Origin of the sequence: Azospirillum doebereinerae, from assembly GCF_003989665.1 — a bacterium.
GTDB lineage: Bacteria > Pseudomonadota > Alphaproteobacteria > Azospirillales > Azospirillaceae > Azospirillum > Azospirillum doebereinerae.
In genome coordinates, this window is sequence record NZ_RZIJ01000004.1 from 142,755 (window position 1) to 163,154 (window position 20,400).

The window sequence follows — 20,400 nt, forward strand, 5'->3', positions numbered from 1 at the left end:
CACCTCTGGTCACCTTCGGTGCCCAGCCGGCCTGCGGCCGTCGGTTCCACGCCTCTCCCCGGGGGAGGAGAGGATTTTTTGCCCTGGGTAAGGCTTTTTACGCCGCCGTGAACAGCGCCTCGATCTCGCGGTCGGCGCTCTCGAAGGCCTTCGCCTTGGCGTCCGGACCCATGCCGACGCCCTCGGCGCGGACGAAGGTCACGTCGGTGACGCCGAAGAAGCCCAGCACCGTGCGCAGATAGGCCTCCTGGTGGTCCAGCGCGACCATCACCGGGTTGGTCGAATAGACGCCGCCACGGCCCGACGCGACGATCACGCGCTTGCCGCCGGCCAGACCCTGCGGGCCGGTCTCGGTGTAGCGGAAGGTGCGGCCGACCTGGGCCAGACGGTCGATCCACGCCTTCAACTGGGTCGGGATCGAGAAGTTGTACATCGGCGCGCCGATGACCACGACGTCGGCGGCCAGGAACTCGTCCACCAGCTCGTCGGTCAGCGCCAGCTCGGCCTTCTGGCGGTCGTTCAGGCCGTCCAGGTTGCGGAACTTCACGACCTGGAGCAACTCGCCCGACAGGTGGTCCGGCGGGTTGGCGGCGACGTCGCGGTAGGCGACCTCGGCGGCCGGCTCGGCCTTGCGCAGGGCCTCGACGACGGAGGCGGTCAGCTGGCGGGTGACCGACGCGGCGCCGAGCGGGCTGGAGTCGATGTGCAGGATCTTGGTCATGACGCGCGAAGCCTCTTCGTTGGTTGCGGCCGGCGGTCGCGCCGGTCTGTTTCTGCCAACGAACATGCGCCACGGACAATGGCGCGAGAAGCCAAGGAGTTGGCGACAGATCGTCGCGCAAAAAGCAACAATCAGGTCAGCGCGTCACCGTCTCCCCGCCCCGGAACACCACCATCTCGCCGGGCTTCATGACGGTCCACGCCTCGTCTCGGGTGAGCGGCCGGGTGGCGACGACGGTGACCACGTCGTTCGGGGTGGTTTCCTTGGAGAAATCGACGCTCATGTCGGCGTCCAGCAGGGTCGCCGCGCCGAAGGGCGCCTTGCGGGTCAGCCAGGCGAGGTTGGTCGTGCAATGGCACCACAGGTGCTTGCCGTCGCTCAGCAGCATGTTGAAGACGCCGAGCGTTCCCAGATCGGCCGCCAGATGCCGGATCAGCTTCATCAGTCCGGCGGTCTTGCGCGGCGGCTCCGGGTACTGCATGCGGATCTGGTCGAGCAGCCAGCAGAAGGCGTGCTCGCTGTCGGTGCTGCCGACCGGCTCGTAGAAGGTCAGCAGCCGGTCCTTGATGCCCTTGAGCTGGCCGTTGTGGGCGAAGGTCCACACCCGGCCCCACAGCTCGCGCGTGAAGGGGTGGGTGTTCTCCAGCGCGACGCGGCCCCGGTTGGCCCGGCGGATGTGCGAGATGACCGTGCAGGACTTGATGGAATAGCGGCTGACCAGCTCGGCGATTTCCGATTCGCAACTGGGCGCGGGGTCGTGGAAGGTGCGGCAGCCCTTGCCCTCGTAGAAGGCGATGCCCCAGCCGTCGCGGTGCGGTCCCGTCTGGCCGCCGCGCCGCATCAGGCCGGCAAAGCTGAAGCAGATGTCCGTGGGCACGTTGGCGCTCATGCCCAGGAGTTCGCACATGGTGTCCTCGTGACCGCTCGTGGCCGGGATGCTTGGGGCGGACAACCTACGACACCCGATGCGGAAGGTCACGCTTTTGCGCGCTCTCTCCCGCCCCGGGAGAGGGAGGGGACCCTTGCGACAGCATGGGGAGGGGGAGGGGCTATCGGAACATGGATTTCGTACCACGCCCGATAGCCCCTCACCCTTCCCACCGCTGCGCGGCGGGCCCCTTCCCTCTCCCGGGGCGGGAGAGGGAAAACCTCACCCCTCTGGCGTCGGGCAAGGCGGCATGTCCGGACGCAGACACCCTTCCAGCCGCCCTTCCGGCGCATCTGCCGACAGCCCGATCCAGGAATTCACCCGCTCGGTCTCGAAGCCGCAGTCCCAGCGCTCGCCGACCTGCATCAACGGCCGGCGGATCAGCAGCGGGCGTTCGACCATCGCTGCCAATGCCGACGCCTCGTCCATCGCCTCGGGCACGACCTCGCCGCTCTTCACCGCCGGGGCGGCGCGGTTGAACCAGTCGGCCACCGGGCGGTCGCCGAAGAAGGGGCGCAGGCGGTCCGCCGTCCACGGCTCGGCCAGCAGGTCGCGGGCCAGCACGCGGTGGCCGGCGCTCTCCAACAGCGCCTTCTGCCGGGCGTTGCCGCCGCAGCCGGGTTTCTCGAAGAAGATCACGTCGGCCATGGCTCAGTCCTTTCCGAAATGGGGGGCACGCGCCAACAGCGCGTCGGTTTGCTGACAAATCTCGTCGTAGACCTCGCGGTCCAGCTTGCGCAGCCAGCGCGAGGGTATGTCCTCCACCCCGTAGGTGGCGCCGGCCAGCATGCCGGCGATGGCCCCGGTGGTGTCGGCGTCACCGCCCTGGTTCACCGTCTCCACCACGCAGGCCTCCACCGAATCGGTCTGGAAGTAGTAGTGGAAGACCGTCTGCACGGTATCGACCACGAAGGCGGTCGCCAGCCCCCGGTAGGGCTCGAACTTGAATTGGCGCTGCGCCGCGACCAGCGCGTTGGCCTCCTCCCGCGCGGCGCGGATGCCGCCGCCCAGCACCAGCCGCTGCACCATCCGCCCCAGCGCCAACACCGCCGCGTCGGACACCGCGTTGCAATGGGTGATGCGCGACTGCTCGCGCGACCAGCGCGCCAGCGCCGCGTCGTCGCCGATGGTCGCCAGCGCCACCGGCAGGTTGCGCATCGCCGCGCCGTTGCCGGCGTGATACTCGGTCTCCGGCTCCTCCAGCGTGCCGTGCATGATGAAGCGGCGGATGCCGCGCCGTGTCGTGTCCCCGACATCGACCGGCACCCCTTTCAGCCAGGCCGCGAACTCCTCGGCGGCGCGGCGGGCGTCCCACTCCGGGCCGGACAGGATGGCGCGGCCCAGGTGCAGGGACATCTCCGTGTCGTCGGTGACCTGGCCCGCCGCCAGCTTCAGCCAGCCGCCGCCCTTGATGTGCTTGTGGACGCCGTACTGGTGGGCGATCTCGCCCTTGGTCAGGAACTCCACGGTCGCGCCCAGCGCGTCGCCGCAGGCCAGCCCCAGATAGGCCCCCAGCGCGCGGGATCGTATCGTCGGATCGATCATGCCTTGAGCGGCGCCAAGGCCGCCCCTTTCTGCTGCGCCCGGACGGATTCGGGCTTGTGGTTTCAGAGCAGCGACACTCCCACCCGGTAATCCCCGCCGACGACCAGATACTCCCCCTCGCCCCGGAACGGGTAGCGGGGCAGCAGGTCGCGGAAGAAGACGAGCTTCGGCACGGGCACCCAGGCGTCGAGGATGTAATCCCCGAACTGCCCGGCGATGTCGCGTTGGATGGAGAAGGACGAAAGGTTGTTCAGCCGCAGCACCGCCGTCCTCTTGTCGGGACGGGCGACGATGTGGTGCTCCTCAAAATTATTGACGCCGCGGTAGAGCCGGATGTGCGAGGCCCAGTTGGGCATCGGCGCGTCCGGCCAGCCGCGCCGGATGGTCCACTGGCAATACTCGTAGAGAAGGTCGAGCTGCAGGTGGATGTTGTTGTTGTGGAAGCGGGTGGACAGCTTCTCCTCGCCGTAGGCCGTCCAGGCGTCGGAGGCGAAGCGGCGCAGCGGTTCCTTGTGGTGGGTCGGCAGCAGCCCGAAGCGGCTTTCCACCCAGCCCTTCAGAACGGCGCCCTCCGCTTGGTTGCTGTCGAACATCCAGCCTTTGAGCAGGCGCAGGTAGCTGGCGCGGAACCGCCGCTTGCCGTCCGGCCCCTCCGATCCCGAGAAATCCGGGTTCACCCCGAAGGTTGCGGCCATGTGGCGCTGAAACAGGTCGGCGGCGGTCAGGGCGTCCGGGCTTTCGTCGAGCGCCTCGAACAGGGCGGCGTGCTCGCGCCGGGTGTCGCCGATGCGCAGGCGGCGCGGCTCGTCGTTGTAGGCTTCGCCGCACAGCACGGTGGCGGGAATATTCAGCAGGTTGGTGCGATGGCCGCGCAGAGCCAGCGGCGAGTCCGGATCGACCACCCGCCCGTTCGCGTCCCGCATCGTCGCCCCGTCCGCCGCCACGCCGCTCTCCCCGGTCCGGTCAAAGACATTATTTTTTGTATGGATAATCCGGAACCGCCGCCGCGCCAAGCGGCGCGTGCGTCCTGCGACATCGGATGTCACGTCTTTGTCGGTTTACAGCCCGACCCGACGCTCCCCATAGTATGGTATGGCAGCGCTCACGATGGGGCGGATCGGGCATGGCCGTATGGCCGACCAAATACGACGACGGTCACCGGTCCCGCGGCAAGACGCCGCCGGTCAAGCCCCGGATCGCCCCGCCGCAGCCCTCCCCGCCCAGGCCCCAACCCCAGCATTCCCCGCCTGACGCCGGCCCCCCGCGCGGCATCGACGAGGCACGCGCCGCCGTCCGCCTCGCCCAACTGCTGCGCGGCACCATCACGCCGCTGCGCGCCGACGACGTGCTGGCCCTGGTGGAGCCGCACCGCCCGCGTCTGGTGCCCAAGCCCGTCAACCCGCTGTCCGGGATGGCCGGGCAGCCGCAGGGGCGGATGCTCGACGCGCTGCTGCGGCCGATCGGGCAGATCATCACCGACGTGCTGCTGCCCGGCGCGCGCGACCATCTGATCGACCGGCTGGTCGCCGGCCGCACCCTGCACGAGGACAGCCTGCCCAGCGCCATGGACATCGCCGAGGCGATGCGGTCGCTGATCGCGCGGGTCCACGGCGGCGGGCGCGGCACGCTGCTGGCCGTCGTCGCGGCGGTGCAGGCCGACGCGCGGGCCACCGCCGACAAGCTCACCCGCGAGACCGCCCGGATCGACGCCGGCGGCATCGACCGGCTGGCCCGCGCCCTGCTGCGCTTTGAGGTGCGGCGGATGGTGCTCGACAGCGTGGGCGGCGGGGCGGCCCAGCAGGACGTCGTCTATCAATCGAGGCGGCTGGCCCGCTACTGCCTGCGCCGGGCGACCGAGGCCATCGACGGCTTCGTCGCCGACCGCGGGCTGAAGAGCCTGCACGCCAGCCTCGCCACGCTGGCCCAGGCCGACGGGCTGATCGTCATCGCGCTGCGCAACCTCGACGACCAGGAGGAGACGCAGGAGGAGTCCGGCCCCTTCGTGGAGCCGGCCGACCGCAAGGCGATGAACGACTGGCTGTCGGCCGCGTGGCGGCTTTCCGACACATTGTTCGATCTGGTCGAAAAGGCCGCCGCCGGCGGTGAGCTGGCCGACCTGCTGTTCGAGGCGCTGCTGCGCCAGCTGCGCAGCCTGCATCACTTCTGCGCCGATCTCGCCCACGCCGGACGCCCGGCGGCGGTGGACACGCTCAAGCAACGCCTGATCGAGCGCAGCGACGCGCTGGCCGGGATCATCGGCGAGCGGCTGGTCGCGGCGCTGCTGGCGCGTCCGGCCGACCCGGCGCTGGCGCGGCGGCTTCTGACGCGCGGGCGTTTCCTGGCGCAGCTGCTCTACGACATGGGGCGCGACGAGGCGGTGGAGGGCTTGGCCCTGCGTCTGGTCATCGCCGCCGAGGCGCTGGAACAGGGCGGGCGGTAGAGGCTCATTCTCCGTTTGCCCCCTCCCCATCCCTCCCCCGCTTGCGCGGGAGAGGGGGCAGGAGCTTTGCGGAAGAGCGGCGGCAGTTCCCTCTCCCGCGCAGCGGGGGAGGGTTAGGGAGGGGGCATCGGAGCGGAAACCTCCCCATCCCACCCTTCCCCCACGAAAGACCAGACAAAATGTCGGGCTTTGTCGTGTGTGTCACGACCCCGACAAACGAACCATCGCTCCCCTTATCTCAATAAATCTTTCTATTTCAATGACTTGGAGTTTTTCCTCACTCTGGCACGCTCCGTGCAATCCAGTAAAAACGAAGCGGCCGACGATGGGGCCGCCCCGAAATCCAAGCACACCCATTGCAGTCCAAAGCACAGGAGCGACACCCCATGAGCAAAGCGCCTCTGCGTCAGATCGCCTTTTATGGCAAGGGCGGTATCGGCAAGTCCACCACCTCGCAGAACACGCTGGCCGCGCTGGTCGAGCTGGATCAGCGGATCCTGATCGTCGGCTGCGACCCGAAGGCCGACTCGACCCGACTGATCCTGCACGCAAAGGCCCAGGACACCGTCCTGCACCTGGCCGCCGAGGCCGGTTCGGTCGAGGATCTGGAGCTCGAGGACGTGCTCAAGATCGGCTACAAGAACATCAAGTGCGTCGAGTCGGGCGGCCCGGAGCCGGGGGTCGGCTGCGCCGGCCGCGGCGTCATCACCTCGATCAACTTCCTGGAAGAGAACGGCGCCTACGACGACGTGGACTACGTGTCCTACGACGTGCTGGGCGACGTGGTCTGCGGCGGTTTCGCGATGCCCATCCGCGAGAACAAGGCCCAGGAAATTTACATCGTCATGTCCGGCGAGATGATGGCGCTCTACGCCGCCAACAACATCGCCAAGGGCATCCTGAAGTACGCGCACAGCGGCGGCGTCCGCCTCGGCGGCCTGATCTGCAACGAGCGCCAGACGGACAAGGAATGGGATCTGGCCGACGCGCTGGCCAAGCGCCTGGGCTCCAAGCTGATCCACTTCGTGCCGCGCGACAACATCGTCCAGCACGCCGAACTGCGCCGCATGACGGTCATCGAGTACGCCCCGGACAGCAAGCAGGCCGGTGAGTACCGCGCGCTCGCCAACAAGGTGCACAACAACTCGGGCCAGGGTTGCATCCCGACCCCGATCACCATGGAAGAGCTGGAAGACATGCTGATGGACTTCGGCATCATGAAGTCCGAAGAGCAGCAGCTGGCCGAGCTGGCCGCCAAGGAAGCCGCCAAGGCCGCCGCCAGCGCCTGAGCGTAAGGCACCGCGTACCCCCCGCCCCCGGTCTCCGGGGGCGGGGCTTGAACACTGACCCTGTCCCCAGCCCCGCACAACGTCGACCCAACATCCATAGGGGCGTCCGCGAGGGAGGGAGGGGATCGGTCCCGCGCTGTAGGGGCGCGACGAATCACGCAGGAGGCCGGCCATGAGCCTGTCCGAAAACACCCCAGTCGATCTGAAGGCCCTCGTCAACGACGTCCTCGAAGCCTACCCCGAAAAGTCCCGCAAGCGCCGCGCCAAGCACCTGAACGTGCTGGAGGCCGAGGCCAAGGATTGCGGCGTCAAGTCGAACATCAAGTCGATCCCCGGCGTCATGACCATCCGTGGTTGCGCCTACGCCGGTTCCAAGGGCGTGGTGTGGGGTCCGATCAAGGACATGATCCACATCTCCCACGGTCCGGTCGGCTGCGGCTACTACTCGTGGTCGGGCCGCCGCAACTACTACATCGGCGACACCGGCATCGACAGCTGGGGCACGATGCACTTCACCTCGGATTTCCAGGAGAAGGACATCGTCTTCGGCGGCGACAAGAAGCTTCACAAGGTCATCGAGGAAGTCAACGAGCTGTTCCCGCTGGTCAACGGCATTTCGATCCAGTCGGAATGCCCGATCGGCCTGATCGGCGACGACATCGAGGCGGTCTCCCGCCTGAAGTCGGCGGAAATCGGCAAGCCGGTCATCCCGGTGCGTTGCGAAGGCTTCCGCGGCGTCTCGCAGTCGCTGGGCCACCACATCGCCAACGACGTGATCCGCGACTGGGTGTTCGACAAGACCGAGCCGAAGCCGGGCTTCGTCTCAACCCCCTACGACGTCACCATCATCGGCGACTACAACATCGGCGGCGACGCCTGGTCATCGCGCATCCTGCTGGAGGAGATCGGCCTGCGCGTGATCGCCCAGTGGTCGGGCGACGGCACGCTGGCCGAGCTTGAGAACACGCCCAAGGCCAAGGTCAACCTGATCCACTGCTACCGCTCGATGAACTACATCGCGCGCCACATGGAAGAGAAGTACAACATCCCCTGGATGGAGTACAACTTCTTCGGGCCGTCGCAGATCGCTGAGTCGCTGCGCAAGATCGCCGCCCTCTTCGACGACACCATCAAGGAGAACGCGGAGAAGGTCATCGCCCGTTACCAGCCGATGGTCGACGCGGTGATCGCCAAGTACCGCACCCGCCTGGAAGGCAAGAAGGTGATGATCTACGTCGGCGGCCTGCGCCCCCGTCACGTCGCCGACGCCTACCACGACCTGGGCATGGAGATCATCGGCACGGGCTACGAGTTCGCCCACAACGACGATTACCAGCGCACCGCCCACTACGTGAAGGAAGGCACGCTGATCTACGACGACGTGACCGCGTTCGAACTGGAGAAGTTCGTCGAGGCGCTGCGCCCCGATCTCGTCGCCTCGGGCATCAAGGAAAAATACGTGTTCCAGAAGATGGGCCTGCCGTTCCGCCAGATGCACAGCTGGGATTACTCGGGGCCGTACCACGGCTACGACGGCTTCGCGATCTTCGCGCGCGACATGGACCTCGCCATCAACAACCCCGTCTGGGGCGTGATGAAGGCCCCGTTCTGACCAACGGCCTCTGGAACAGGAGAATTTGACGATGTCCGATAAAGAAGTTTCCCAGAGCGCCGTTTCGCAAAGCGCCGACAAGGTTCTCGACCACTTCACCCTCTTCCGCCAGCCCGAATACAAGGCGATGTTCGAGCGGAAGAAGGCCGAGTTCGAATACGGCCATTCCGACGAGGAGGTCGCCCGCGTCGCCGAGTGGACCAAGACGGAAGAGTACAAGGCCAAGAACTTCGCCCGCGAGGCGGTCGTCATCAACCCGACCAAGGCCTGCCAGCCGATCGGCGCGATGTTCGCGGCCCAGGGCTTCGAAGGCACGCTGCCGCTGGTCCACGGCTCGCAGGGCTGCGTCGCCTATTACCGCACCCATCTGACCCGCCACTTCAAGGAGCCCAACTCGGCGGTCTCCTCGTCGATGACGGAGGACGCGGCGGTGTTCGGCGGCCTGAACAACATGATCGACGGCTTGGCGAACGCCTATTCGCTGTACAAGCCGAAGATGATCGCCGTGCTGACCACCTGCATGGCCGAGGTCATCGGCGACGATCTCCAGGGCTTCATCGCCAACGCCAAGACCAAGGACAGCGTCCCGGCCGACTTCCCGGTGCCCTACGCCCACACCCCGGCCTTCGTCGGCAGCCACATCGTCGGCTACGACAACATGATCAAGGGCGTGCTGAGCTACTTCTGGGGCGCGTCGGAGAAGTACGACACGCCGAAGAACGAGACGATCAACCTGATCCCCGGCTTCGACGGCTTCGCGGTCGGCAACAACCGCGAACTGAAGAAGATCGCCGGCCAGTTCGGCATCAACCTGCAAATCCTGTCGGACGTGTCCGACAACTTCGACACGCCGATGGACGGCGAGTACCGCATGTACGACGGCGGGACGAAGATCGAGGACGTGAAGGCGGCGGTCCACTCCAAGGCCACCATCTCCATGCAGGAGTACAACACGCCCCAGACCTTGCAGTTCATCAAGGAAAAGGGCCAGGAGGTCGCCAAGTTCAACTACCCGATGGGCGTCACCGCCACCGACGAGCTGATCGTGAAGCTCGCCGAACTGTCGGGCAAGGCGGTTCCGGACTCCTTGCGGCTTGAGCGCGGCCGTCTGGTCGACGCCATCGCCGACAGCCACACCCACCTGCACGGCAAGCGCTTCGCGGTCTACGGCGACCCCGACTTCTGCCTCGGCATGACCCGCTTCCTGCTGGAGTTGGGCGCGGAGCCGGTCCACATCCTCTCGACCTCGGGCTCGAAGAAGTGGGAGAAGCAGGTCCAGAAGGTTCTGGACGGCTCGCCCTTCGGCGCCTCGGGCAAGGCCTACGGCGGCAAGGATCTGTGGCACCTGCGCTCGCTGATCTTCACCGACAAGGTCGACTACCTCATCGGCAACAGCTACGGCAAGTATCTGGAGCGCGACACCAAGGTGCCGCTGATCCGCCTGACCTACCCGATCTTCGACCGCCACCACCACCACCGCTACCCGACCTGGGGCTACCAGGGCGCGCTGAACGTGCTGGTGCGCATCCTCGACCGCATCTTCGACGACATCGACGCCAACACCAACACCGTGGGCCAGACCGACTACTCCTTCGATCTGGTTCGCTGACCGGTCTCCGCGACCCCGGCGGGGTGGGGTGTCCATCCCCCTGCCCCGCCGGTCAACTGCCAAAACCGGAGAGCGCCACGCGACGGCGCTCTCCGGTCTTTTTTGTTTGTGGGGGGCGGTCAGGTTCAGCGGTCGCGCAGGATGAAGTCGATCATCCGCTTCAGCCCGTGCCGCCCGCGCTCCTTCCACCCGTCGCCGGCCAGCTCGACCGGGATCGGCGGCAGGCCGGTGCTCGGGGCGAGTTGGCCGTCGCGGATCGCCATCGTGCGCAGCAGGACGCGCGGGTGCTCGCCGCCGGCCCAGGCCGGGCGGGTTTCCATGGCGATCAGGATGACCGGCCCGTCGATGCCGGGCGGCTCCTCAAGCATCATTCCGAAGCGCACCACCGATTTTCCGAGGCCGGACAGGCGTTGTTCCACGATGTCGCCGGCGTCGGCGCACAGCGATTCCATGCCGGGCGTGGCCGGGGCCTCCGCCTCGTCGAAGACGCGGCACAGCACGCCGATCTGCCCGCCCGTCTCCGCCGCAAGGACGATCGGCTTGGCAAGGACGGGCGTCGCCAGCAACCCGGCGGCCACCGCAACGCCGATCATCACCGGCCCCATCGGCCCTCTCACCATTCCGCCCATTCTTCGCTCCCTCCACTGCGCAACCCTGCGCGACATCCGCTGATACGCAGCATTCCGGCTTTTCCTGCATCGTGTGGGACTCCCGACAATGGCCGACCCGCTCACCACTCGCCCACGCCGATTGTCGGGTATCGGACAGCCACGCCAAAACGAACAATTCCATATTTTCAATAACTTGATCGATGGCATGCGCCCTGCATTGCTCCATCCCATAAGCCATTTCGGCGTCAAGCTGGGAGAGCGGGCATGCTCCAGGACAAGATCCAGGACGTCTTCAACGAGCCGGGTTGCGCGACCAACCAGACCAAGTCGGCCAAGGACAAGAAGAAGGGCTGCACCAAGTCCCTGAAGCCGGGGGCCGCCGCCGGCGGCTGCGCCTACGACGGCGCGATGATCGTGCTCCAGCCCATCGCCGACGCCGCCCATCTGGTTCACGGCCCGATCGCCTGCCTGGGCAACGCCTGGGACAACCGGGGCACCAAATCCTCCGGTTCGCAGCTCTACCGCACCGGCTTCACCACCGATCTGTCGGAGCTGGACGTCATCAACGGCGGCGAGAAGAAGCTCTTCCGCGCCATCAAGGAAATCGTCCAGCAATACGACCCGCCGGCCGTCTTCGTCTACCAGACCTGCGTGCCCGCGATGACCGGCGACGACATCGGCGCCGTCTGCAAGTTCGCCTCGGCCAAGCTCGGCAAGCCGGTGATCCCGGTCGACGCGCCGGGCTTCGTCGGTTCCAAGAACCTCGGCAACAAGCTGGCCGGCGAAACCCTGCTCGACCACGTCATCGGCACGGTGGAGCCGGACTACACCACCCCCACCGACGTCTGCATCATCGGCGAGTACAACCTCGCGGGCGAACTGTGGCTGGTCAAGCCGCTGCTCGACGAGATCGGCATCCGCCTCTTGTCCTGCATTTCCGGCGACGGCCGCTACAACCAGGTCGCCCAGGCCCACCGGGCGCGGGTCACCATGATGGTGTGCAGCCAGGCGCTGGTGAACGTCGGCCGCAAGATGGAGGAGCGCTACGGCATCCCCTATTTCGAGGGCTCCTTCTACGGCGTCTCCGACATGTCCGACACGCTGCGCACCATGACCCGCATGCTGGTGGAGCGCGGCGCCGACAGCGCGCTGATCGACCGCGCCGAGGGCGTCATCGCCCGCGAGGAGAGCCGAGTCTGGCGCCGGCTGGAGCCCTACAAGCCGCGCTTCGAGGGCAAGCGCGTGCTGCTGTTCACCGGCGGCGTCAAGAGCTGGTCGATGGTCAGCGCGCTGGAAGGCGCCGGGCTGACCATCCTCGGCACCTCGACCAAGAAGTCCACCCCGCAGGACAAGGCCCGCATCACGAAGATGAAGGGCGACGAGTTCCACCAGTGGGACGACCTCAAGCCCCGCGAGATCTACAAGATGCTGGCCGAGGACAAGGCCGACATCATGATGTCGGGCGGGCGCTCGCAGTTCATCTCGCTGAAGGCCAAGGTTCCCTGGCTCGACATCAACCAGGAGCGCCACCACGCCTACGCCGGCTACGACGGGATCGTCAACCTCTGCGAGGAGATCGACAAGACCCTGTCCAACCCGATCTGGCGTCAGGTCCGCCTGCCCGCCCCATGGGACCCCGCCCCGGCCTCCTCCCTGCTGGCCGCGGAGTGAGCGCCATGTCGCACATCCAACGCTTCCCCAACGCCGCCAAGGCCGCCTCGACCAACCCCTTGAAGATGAGCCAGCCCTTGGGCGCGGCGCTCGCCTATCTCGGCGTCGACCGCTGCCTGCCGCTGTTCCACGGCTCGCAGGGCTGCACCGCCTTCGGGCTGGTCCTGCTGGTCCGCCATTTCCGCGAGGCGATCCCGCTCCAGACCACCGCGATGGACCAGGTCTCGACCATCCTCGGCGGCTACGAGAACCTCGAACAGGCGCTGCGCACCATCGTCGAGCGCAACAACCCCGCCATGATCGGCGTCGCCACCACCGGCGTCACCGAGACCAAGGGCGAGGACATGGGCGGGCAGTACACCCTGTTCCGCCAGCGCAATCCGGAGATGGCCGACACCGCCCTGGTCTTCGCCAACACCCCCGATTTCAGCGGCGGCTTCGAGGACGGCTTCGGCAAGGCGGTCACCGCCATCGTCGAACGTCTGGTCGAGCCCTCGCCGGCCACGGTGAAGACCCAGATCAACGTGCTGGCCGGCGGACACCTGTCGCCGGGCGACGTCGAGGAGTTGCGCGACGTCATCGAATCCTTCGGCCTGTCGCCGATCTTCCTTCCCGACCTGTCGCTGTCGATGGGTGGCCGCCAGCCGGCCGACTTCACCGCCACCTCGCTGGGCGGAGTGACGGTGGACCAGATCCGCTCGATGGGTGCCTCGGTCGCGACGCTGGTGGTCGGCGAGCACATGCGCATCGCCGGCGCCGCGCTGGAGTTGAAGACCGACGTGCCGAGCCATTTCTTCAGCCGCCTGACCGGGCTGGAGGCGTCGGACAAGCTGATCCGCGTGCTGGCCGAGATCTCCGGCCGGCCGGTCCACCCCAAGCTGCGGCGCCAGCGCGAGAGCCTGGTGGACGGCATGCTGGACGGGCATTTCTTCTTCAGCCGCAAACGCATCGCGGTGGCGCTGGAGCCCGACCTGCTCTACGCGGTGACCAGCTTCCTGGCCGACATGGGCGCCAAGGTGGTCGCGGCGGTGTCGCCGACCCAGACTCCGGTGCTGGAGAAGCTGACCGCCACCACGGTGATGGTTGGCGACCATTCCGACGTCGAGACGCTGGCGCGCGACGCCGACCTGATCGTCTCGAACTCGCACGGGCGGCAGGGGGCGGCGCGAATCGGCGTGCCGCTGCACCGCATGGGGCTGCCGATGTTCGACCGGCTGGGCGCCGGGCTGAAGGTCAGCGTCGGCTATCGCGGCACCCGCGAGCTGATGTTCGAGATCGGCAACCTGTTCCTGTCGCGCGAGATGGACCACGACCACCACCCGGCCGCGTCCCATGAGGGGCATGAGGATCGGACCGGTCAGGACTGCGGAGGCGGATCATGCGGATGCAGCGCCGTCTGAGCGTGGTGGGCGCGGCCCACCCGAACCAAGACCATCCCAATCGCGGAGGATCGATGAAGGTCGCTTTCTGCACCCAGGACATGCAGCACGTCGACGCGCATTTCGGCTGGGCCAAGAACATCGCCGTCTACCGGGTCGACCGCGCGGGCCACGCCTTCGTGGAGACCTTCCAGTTCGGCGGCTCGATGTTCGAGGACGGCAACGAGGACAAGCTGATCCCCAAGCTCGACGCCCTCGCCGACGTCGCCATTCTCTACCTGTCCGCGATCGGCGCCTCGGCGGCGGCGCGGGTGGTGGCGAAGAAGATCCATCCCGTCAAGGTCGAGGCCACCGAGTCCATCCCGGCCCTGCTCGACAAGCTGGTCGTCACCCTGAACGGCAACCCGCCGCCCTGGCTGCGCAAGGCGCTGGGCGACACCCCCGAACTCAATTTCGACGAAGAGGACTAGGACCATGGCCGATGTTGTCGCCGCCCCCGTGGCGGCCGAGGTCGATGTTGCCGACCAGTTCCTGAAGACCCTGGTGCTGCTGTTCCGTGCCGAGGACAGCTACGGCGCCTGGGAAGGCAAGGCCGACGAGGTCCTGCTCGCCCCCTTCGTGCTGGACAAGGAGGCCCGCGCGGCGATCCCGATCATGGGCGATCCCGATCCGGACACGCTGTGGCGCCTGGAGCTGTTCTACAAGGCCGTCGGCATCACCATCGAGAAGCAGACCGGCCTGATGGCCTCGCCGATGATGAAGATCAGCCACGAGGGCTTCGGCCGCATGATCCTGACCACCGGCCGTCTGGTGGTGATCTCCAAGAGCCTGCGCGACGTCCACCGCTTCGGCTTCCCGACCGTCGAGAAGCTGGGGGCCGACGGTGCCAAGCTGGTCGCCGACGCGGTCGGGCTGATCCGGAAATACCCCGAGGTCGCCAACCTCTGACCGCCTTTGGAGAGGACCCCCGCATGAGCGACATCGCCGCCCTGAAGGACGAGGTCAAGAAGCTGAACGCCCGCGCGACGAAGATGAAGATGGACCTGCACGACCTGTCGGAGGAACTCCCGCAGAACTGGCAGAGCATCCTGGCCGTCGCGCAGGAGACCTTTGAAGCCTACCAGGCGCTGACCGAGAAGCGCGCCGCGCTGAAGGCGCTGGAGCAGGCCTGACCACCGCGACACCCAACCCAAGGCTTAGGCGCCCCCCTCCCCCTCCGCGCCATTCGAGAGGAGCATCCCATGGCTGAATTCGTGACCGGCACCACCCGCGGTGGCCAGATCTGGACGCCGAAATTCGTCGAATCCATCGACCAGAAGCAATGCATCGGCTGCGGCCGCTGCTTCAAGGTCTGCGGGCGCGGCGTGCTGGACATGATCGGCATCACCGAGGACGGAGACATCGTCGACGCCTTCGACGACGAGGCCGAGAAGAAGATCATGACCGTCAAGGAAGCCGCCAACTGCATCGGCTGCGAAAGCTGCTCCAAGGTCTGCTCGAAGAGTTGCATCACCCACAAGGCGGTGGCGGCCTGAGGGGTCGCTTCTGGTTCCTTGCAAGAGAAAAGCCCGGCGCCGAGAGGCGGCCGGGCTTCTTGCTGTTGATGTGTTGAAGTGGTTGCTCCGCGCTGCCCCCTCCCCGACCCTCCCCCGCTTCGCGGGAGAGGGGGCCAGGACGCTTGTCGAGGGCGGCGGCAGTTCCCTCTCCCGCCGAAGGCGGGGGAGGGTCAGGGAGGGGGCAAACGCAACCTTCCCCCCCTACTCCCCCAGCCCCTTCGCCAGCGCCGCGATGGTGCCGTAGCCGACTTGGTCCACCGGGTCGATCTCCGCCATCTTGCTCAGGATCGCCAGCGCCTTGCTGCTGTTGTGGCGGCGCAGCTCGATGAAGGCGAGCGCCTTCATGGTGAACAGGAAGAATCGCGGCGCCCCCTGCGCAGCCCAATCGGTGGTCTCCACCGTCAGTTGGCTCCAATCCGCCGGAAAGCCGCCCTCGCGCGCCGCCGCGTCCAGCCCGATGCGGGCGACCCGCTCGGCGTCGGCCAGACGCTTGCGGTTGAAGTAGAATTTGTAGAGCGCGTAGTAGACCGGCAGCACGCGCGGCGCCGCCCGGTGAGCCTCCCACAGGATCGCCTCGCATTGTTCGGGCAGGTCGCGCGCCTTCACCGCCTCCTGCAGAAGCTCGTCGATGTGCTCGGGCACGTCGCCAAAGGCCATCCGGCCGTTGGACATGCGCAGCTCGATCGGCTGGTCCATTCCCGTCAACCCTCCGTTTTGTGTTTCAACCATCCGACGCACCGACGACGCGACCATCCTGCCGCGCGCAAAGCCCGAGCGAAAGACCGCAATATTTTTGTGCGGCGAAGTGTCGCGGCTGTCACGAACCCGACACGCCCCAAACCCGACAAATTCATACGTCTCCAAAACATTGTCGGAATCGCGCCACCCCATTTCGGCCTGACAATCATTAAAAATCAACGATCTAACGAGTTGGCCCGCCTCTTGCTTTATCGAATTGCAGAACGGCCGGCGATCCCGGCGGGGCTGTGAACGAGGAGGCGGGACATGGTGATTCTGACCGACGCGGCGGTTTCCACCCTGGAGCAAGTCTTGGCGAAGTCGGGCGGCGCCGCCGCCGGCCTGCGCATCGCGGTGACCGACGGCGGCTGCGCCGGCATGAAGTACCAGATGGGCCTGGAGGCCGCGGCCGGCGACGACGACGCCGTGCTCAGCTTCGGCCCGGTGACGATCTTCGTGGACTCCGGCAGCCAGCCCTACCTCGACGGCGTGGTGGTCGATTTCGTCGAGGGCATCGAAGGCTCCGGCTTCAAGTTCGACAACCCCAACGCCACCAGCAGCTGCGGCTGCGGCAAGTCGTTCTCGGCCGGGGGCCCAGGCGGCTCCTGCTCCACCGCCTCCTCGGGCTGCGGCCCGTCCCCCTCTTCGACCACGCACTGAACGCTCCTCACGGCGCTTACCCAGAGAAAAGGCAGCAGCGACATGTGGAACTACACCGACAAGGTCAAGGAACACTTCTTCAACCCGAAGAATTCCGGCGTGCTGGACACGGCCAACGCGGTGGGCGAGGTCGGCTCCATCACCTGCGGCGACGCGCTGCGCCTGATGCTGAAGGTCGATCCCGACACCCAGATCATCCAGGACGCCAAGTTCCAGACCTTCGGCTGCGGCTCGGCCATCGCCTCCTCCTCGGCGCTGACCGAGATGATCATCGGCAAGACGGTGGACGAGGCGCTGGTCCTGACCAACCGCGACATCGCCGACTACCTCGGCGGGCTGCCGCCGGAGAAGATGCACTGCTCGGTCATGGGCGCCGAGGCGCTCCGCGCCGCCATCGCCAACTACAAGGGCGAGGCGTGGGAGGACGACCACGAGGAAGGCGAACTGGTCTGCAAGTGCTTCGGCATCGACGCCGCGATGATCGAGCGCGCGGTGACGGTGAACGGCCTGACCTCGCTGGAGGAGGTCACCCACTACACCAAGGCCGGCGGCTCCTGCCAGACCTGCCACGAGAAGATCGAGGAGGTGCTGGAGGCCGTGATGGCCAAGACCGGAATCCTCAAGCCCGCCGCCAAGCATTCGCCCACCGGCGTGGTCGGGCTCGACGCCATCCAGCCGCTCGCCGCCAAGCCGGCCGAGCCGGCGGCGGCCGCGTCGAAGCTGACCAACGTGCAGCGCATGCAGGCGATCATGGGCGCCATCGAGGCGATGCGTCCGCAGATCCAGCGCGACGGCGGCGACGTGGAGCTGGTGGACATCGACGGCAAGGACATCTACGTGCGGCTGACCGGCGCCTGCTCGGGCTGCTCGCAATCGGCCGGCACCATGATGGGCGTGCAGATGAAGCTGGTCGAGACGCTCGGCGAGTTCGTCCGCGTCAAGCCGGCCTCCCTGATGCCCGCCCACGCGAACTGAGGGGAACGACAGCCATGACCATCCCCAACAGCGGCGTCTACCTCGACAACAACGCGACGACCCGCGTCGATCCCGAGGTTCTGACCGAGATGCTGCCGCTCTTCACCGAGCATTTCGGCAACCCGTCCTCGATGCACGCCTTTGGCGCCGCGGTCGGCGGCAAGATCGAATGGGCGCGCAAGCAGGTCCAGGCGCTGCTCGGCGCCGGCTACGACAGCGAGATCGTCTTCACCTCCGGCGGCACGGAAAGCGACAACACCGCGATCCTCTCGACCATCGAGGCCTACCCGAAGAAGAAGGAGATCGTCACCAGCGTGGTCGAGCACCCCGCCGTGCTGGCGCTCTGCGATTACCTGGAAAAGAAGCGCGACTACAAAATCCACCGCATCGGCGTGGACAGCAAGGGCAACCTCGACATGGACGCCTACAAGGCGGCGCTGTCGGACCGGGTCGCCATCGTGTCGATCATGTGGGCCAACAACGAGACCGGGACGATCTTCCCGATCGAGGAGCTGGCCCAACTCGCCAAGGCGGTCGGCGCGATCTTCCACACCGACGCGGTGCAGGCGGTCGGCAAGATCCCGATGAAGCTCGCCGACAGCGCGGTCGACCTGCTGTCGCTGTCCGGCCACAAGCTGCACGCCCCCAAGGGCATCGGCGCGCTCTACGTCAAGCGCGGCCTGCGCTTCCGCCCGATGATGCGCGGCGGCCACCAGGAACGCTCGCGCCGCGCCGGAACCGAGAACGCCCCGGCCATCGTGGGCCTGGGCGCCGCCGCTCACCTCGCTTTGACCCACATGGCCGAGGAGAACACGCGGGTGAAGGCCCAGCGCGACCGGCTGGAGCAGGCGATCCTCGCTGCCGTGCCGTCCTGCTTCGTCACCGGCAACCCAGACAACCGGCTGCCCAACACCTGCAACGTCGCCTTCGAGTACATCGAGGGCGAGGCGATCCTCCTCCTCCTGAACGAGCAGGGCATCGCCGCGTCCTCGGGGTCGGCCTGCACGTCCGGCTCGCTGGAGCCCAGCCACGTCATGCGCGCCATGGGGGTTCCCTACACGGCGGCGCACGGGGCGACGCGCTTCTCGCTGTCGCGCGACACCACCGACGCGGAGATCGACCACGTCATCGCGGTCGTCCCCGGCATCATCGCCAAGCTGCGCAGCCTGTCGCCCTATTGGGAGCAGAGCGCCGGCAAGGCCAAGGACTTCGCGCCCGTTTATTCCTAACACCGGAATCGCAGACCGGGTCGGGGGTCCGTCCCGACACCCCGCCCGACGACACCCCGTCGGGGCGGGCTCCCGGCCCGGTCTGCGACACCAAGGTCGAGGGGGCATGTCCATCCACCATGCCCCCTCCCTAACCCTCCCCCGCCGTTGGCGGTGGAGGGAACTCCGTCGCCTTCCCCAAGGCCCCCTCTCCCGCGACGCGGGGGAGGGTCGGGGAGGGGGCAAACGGTCTCCCCGCAAACGGTCTCCCCATTGGGAAGGCATCCCATGAAGCCGCTGGCCATCATCAACGACACAACGCTGCGCGACGGCGAACAGACCGCCGGGGTGGCCTTCACGCTCGACGAGAAGATCGCCATCGCCCGCGCGCTCGATGCCGCCGGCGTGCCGGAGCAGGAGATCGGCATCCCCGCCATGGGCGAGGAGGAGCGCGAGGGCATCCGCGCCGTGGCCGCGCTCGGCCTCAAGGGCCGGCTGATGGTGTGGTGCCGCATGCACGACACCGACCTGAAGGCGGCGCTGTCCTGCGGCGTCGGCTTCGTCAACCTGTCCATGCCGGTCTCCGACATCCACATCACCAGGAAGCTCAAGCGCAGCCGCGCCTGGGCCTTGTCGGAGATCGAGCGCAAGGTCAAACAGGCCCGCGACCACGGGCTGGAGGTCAGCGTCGGCGGCGAGGATTCCTCCCGCGCCGACATGGATTTCCTGGTCGCCGCCGTCACCGTGGCGCAACAGGCCGGTGCCCGCCGCTTCCGCTTCGCCGATACACTCGGCGTGCTCGACCCCTTCCAGACGCGCGCCTGCATCGAGCGGCTGCGCCGGGCCACCGACCTGGAGATCGAGATCCACGCCCACGACGACCTCGGCCTCGCCAACGCCAACTCGCTGGCCGCCGTGCTGGGCGGCGCCACCCACGTCAACACCACGGTGAACGGCCTGGGCGAGCGCGCCGGCAACGCGCCGCTGGAGGAGGTCGTGGTCTCCCTCAAGCACCTCTACGGCATCGACAGCGGGGTGGACACGCGTTCGCTCGCCGGCATCTCCGCCCTGGTGGAGCGCGCCTCCAACCGGCCGGTGGCGGTGAACAAGTCGATCGTCGGCGACGCGGTCTTCACCCACGAGGCCGGCATCCACGTCGACGGGCTGCTGCGCGACCGCGCCACCTACCAGAATTTCGACCCGGCCGAGGTCGGGCGCGAGCATCGGATCGTGCTGGGCAAGCATTCCGGCACGGCGGCGGTGAAGATGGCCTATGACGGGCTGGGTCTGGCCTGCGACGACGCCGTCGCCCAGGCCGTACTGCCCCAAGTCCGCGCGCTCGCCACCCGCGCCAAGCGCGCGCCCACCCCGGACGAGCTGCGCGCCTTCCACGCCGCGCTCCACCCAGTCTCGCTCCACACGGCCGCGCACTGACGCCGCCGATGCGATTCGATGAGG

General features: G+C 67.4%; 21 protein-coding genes. 14 read left to right on the forward strand and 7 right to left on the reverse strand.

What is annotated here, in order from left to right; all coding sequences use genetic code 11:
• Window positions 1-97: 97 nt before the first annotated feature.
• The 5 genes from EJ913_RS07190 to EJ913_RS07210 all read right to left on the reverse strand — a co-directional run bounded on the left by EJ913_RS07190 (window position 98) and on the right by EJ913_RS07210 (window position 4,117).
• The gene (locus EJ913_RS07190; protein WP_126996245.1) at window positions 98-721 is read right to left on the reverse strand and encodes an FMN-dependent NADH-azoreductase; all 624 of its coding nucleotides are present in this window, start codon (window positions 719-721) and stop codon (window positions 98-100) included.
• A 136-nt stretch (window positions 722-857) separates the two neighbouring features.
• Window positions 858-1,628 (reverse strand): class II glutamine amidotransferase, encoded by a 771-nt coding sequence (locus EJ913_RS07195; protein ID WP_126996247.1) that lies wholly within the window; start codon window positions 1,626-1,628, stop codon window positions 858-860.
• Window positions 1,629-1,871: 243 nt separating this feature from the next.
• On the reverse strand, window positions 1,872-2,297 hold the full coding sequence (locus tag EJ913_RS07200; RefSeq protein ID WP_126996249.1) for an ArsC/Spx/MgsR family protein: 426 nt from the start codon (window positions 2,295-2,297) through the stop codon (window positions 1,872-1,874).
• 3 nt (window positions 2,298-2,300) lie between these two features.
• A complete protein-coding gene (gene draG / locus EJ913_RS07205) occupies window positions 2,301-3,194 on the reverse strand; it encodes an ADP-ribosyl-[dinitrogen reductase] hydrolase (protein ID WP_126996251.1) in 894 nt (297 codons plus the stop codon).
• A 62-nt stretch (window positions 3,195-3,256) separates the two neighbouring features.
• Window positions 3,257-4,117 (reverse strand): NAD(+)--dinitrogen-reductase ADP-D-ribosyltransferase, encoded by an 861-nt coding sequence (locus EJ913_RS07210; RefSeq protein ID WP_126996545.1) that lies wholly within the window; start codon window positions 4,115-4,117, stop codon window positions 3,257-3,259.
• A gap of 200 nt (window positions 4,118-4,317) precedes the next feature.
• Between EJ913_RS07210 and EJ913_RS31550 the strand changes: the two genes are divergently transcribed.
• The 4 genes from EJ913_RS31550 to nifK all read left to right on the forward strand — a co-directional run bounded on the left by EJ913_RS31550 (window position 4,318) and on the right by nifK (window position 10,144).
• Window positions 4,318-5,634, forward strand: coding sequence for a hypothetical protein (locus tag EJ913_RS31550; protein ID WP_185909704.1), 1,317 nt, complete (start codon window positions 4,318-4,320; stop codon window positions 5,632-5,634).
• A gap of 386 nt (window positions 5,635-6,020) precedes the next feature.
• Window positions 6,021-6,923 (forward strand): nitrogenase iron protein, encoded by a 903-nt coding sequence (nifH, locus tag EJ913_RS07220; protein ID WP_126996253.1) that lies wholly within the window; start codon window positions 6,021-6,023, stop codon window positions 6,921-6,923.
• Between the two features lie 172 nt (window positions 6,924-7,095).
• A complete protein-coding gene (gene nifD / locus EJ913_RS07225) occupies window positions 7,096-8,535 on the forward strand; it encodes a nitrogenase molybdenum-iron protein alpha chain (protein ID WP_126996255.1) in 1,440 nt (479 codons plus the stop codon).
• A gap of 31 nt (window positions 8,536-8,566) precedes the next feature.
• On the forward strand, window positions 8,567-10,144 hold the full coding sequence (gene nifK, locus EJ913_RS07230) for a nitrogenase molybdenum-iron protein subunit beta (RefSeq protein WP_126996257.1): 1,578 nt from the start codon (window positions 8,567-8,569) through the stop codon (window positions 10,142-10,144).
• Window positions 10,145-10,269: 125 nt separating this feature from the next.
• Here nifK and EJ913_RS07235 read toward each other — a convergent pair whose 3' ends face one another.
• On the reverse strand, window positions 10,270-10,773 hold the full coding sequence (locus tag EJ913_RS07235; protein WP_126996259.1) for a hypothetical protein: 504 nt from the start codon (window positions 10,771-10,773) through the stop codon (window positions 10,270-10,272).
• A gap of 246 nt (window positions 10,774-11,019) precedes the next feature.
• On the opposite strand from EJ913_RS07235, the gene nifE reads away from it, so the two are divergent.
• The 6 genes from nifE (at window position 11,020) to fdxB (ending at window position 15,340) form a co-directional block, all read left to right on the forward strand.
• Window positions 11,020-12,426 (forward strand): nitrogenase iron-molybdenum cofactor biosynthesis protein NifE, encoded by a 1,407-nt coding sequence (nifE, locus tag EJ913_RS07240; RefSeq protein ID WP_126996261.1) that lies wholly within the window; start codon window positions 11,020-11,022, stop codon window positions 12,424-12,426.
• A gap of 5 nt (window positions 12,427-12,431) precedes the next feature.
• Window positions 12,432-13,826: a nitrogenase iron-molybdenum cofactor biosynthesis protein NifN gene (gene nifN / locus EJ913_RS07245; RefSeq protein WP_126996263.1), complete on the forward strand. Its 1,395-nt coding sequence runs from the start codon at window positions 12,432-12,434 to the stop codon at window positions 13,824-13,826.
• Window positions 13,805-14,275 (forward strand): nitrogen fixation protein NifX, encoded by a 471-nt coding sequence (gene nifX / locus EJ913_RS07250; protein ID WP_238519707.1) that lies wholly within the window; start codon window positions 13,805-13,807, stop codon window positions 14,273-14,275. The genes nifN and nifX overlap by 22 nt, the downstream gene beginning before the upstream one ends.
• A gap of 4 nt (window positions 14,276-14,279) precedes the next feature.
• On the forward strand, window positions 14,280-14,753 hold the full coding sequence (locus EJ913_RS07255) for a NifX-associated nitrogen fixation protein (RefSeq protein WP_126996265.1): 474 nt from the start codon (window positions 14,280-14,282) through the stop codon (window positions 14,751-14,753).
• Between the two features lie 23 nt (window positions 14,754-14,776).
• Window positions 14,777-14,977, forward strand: coding sequence for a CCE_0567 family metalloprotein (locus EJ913_RS07260; RefSeq protein ID WP_126996266.1), 201 nt, complete (start codon window positions 14,777-14,779; stop codon window positions 14,975-14,977).
• Window positions 14,978-15,046: 69 nt separating this feature from the next.
• Entirely contained in the window at window positions 15,047-15,340 is a 294-nt protein-coding gene (gene fdxB / locus EJ913_RS07265; RefSeq protein ID WP_126996268.1) for a ferredoxin III, nif-specific, read from the forward strand.
• A gap of 222 nt (window positions 15,341-15,562) precedes the next feature.
• Here the strand turns inward: fdxB and EJ913_RS07270 are convergent, their stop codons facing one another.
• Window positions 15,563-16,057 carry a hypothetical protein gene (locus tag EJ913_RS07270; RefSeq protein WP_126996270.1) on the reverse strand — a complete coding sequence of 165 codons (495 nt, stop codon included), beginning with the start codon at window positions 16,055-16,057 and terminating at the stop codon, window positions 15,563-15,565.
• A 309-nt stretch (window positions 16,058-16,366) separates the two neighbouring features.
• On the opposite strand from EJ913_RS07270, the gene EJ913_RS07275 reads away from it, so the two are divergent.
• The 4 genes from EJ913_RS07275 to nifV all read left to right on the forward strand — a co-directional run bounded on the left by EJ913_RS07275 (window position 16,367) and on the right by nifV (window position 20,376).
• Window positions 16,367-16,759: a HesB/IscA family protein gene (locus EJ913_RS07275; RefSeq protein ID WP_126996271.1), complete on the forward strand. Its 393-nt coding sequence runs from the start codon at window positions 16,367-16,369 to the stop codon at window positions 16,757-16,759.
• 42 nt (window positions 16,760-16,801) lie between these two features.
• Window positions 16,802-17,734 (forward strand): Fe-S cluster assembly protein NifU, encoded by a 933-nt coding sequence (gene nifU / locus EJ913_RS07280; RefSeq protein ID WP_126996273.1) that lies wholly within the window; start codon window positions 16,802-16,804, stop codon window positions 17,732-17,734.
• Window positions 17,735-17,748: 14 nt separating this feature from the next.
• The gene (gene nifS, locus EJ913_RS07285; protein WP_126996275.1) at window positions 17,749-18,963 is read left to right on the forward strand and encodes a cysteine desulfurase NifS; all 1,215 of its coding nucleotides are present in this window, start codon (window positions 17,749-17,751) and stop codon (window positions 18,961-18,963) included.
• A 267-nt stretch (window positions 18,964-19,230) separates the two neighbouring features.
• Window positions 19,231-20,376 carry a homocitrate synthase gene (nifV, locus tag EJ913_RS07290; RefSeq protein WP_126996277.1) on the forward strand — a complete coding sequence of 382 codons (1,146 nt, stop codon included), beginning with the start codon at window positions 19,231-19,233 and terminating at the stop codon, window positions 20,374-20,376.
• The last annotated feature ends 24 nt before the right edge of the window (window positions 20,377-20,400 follow it).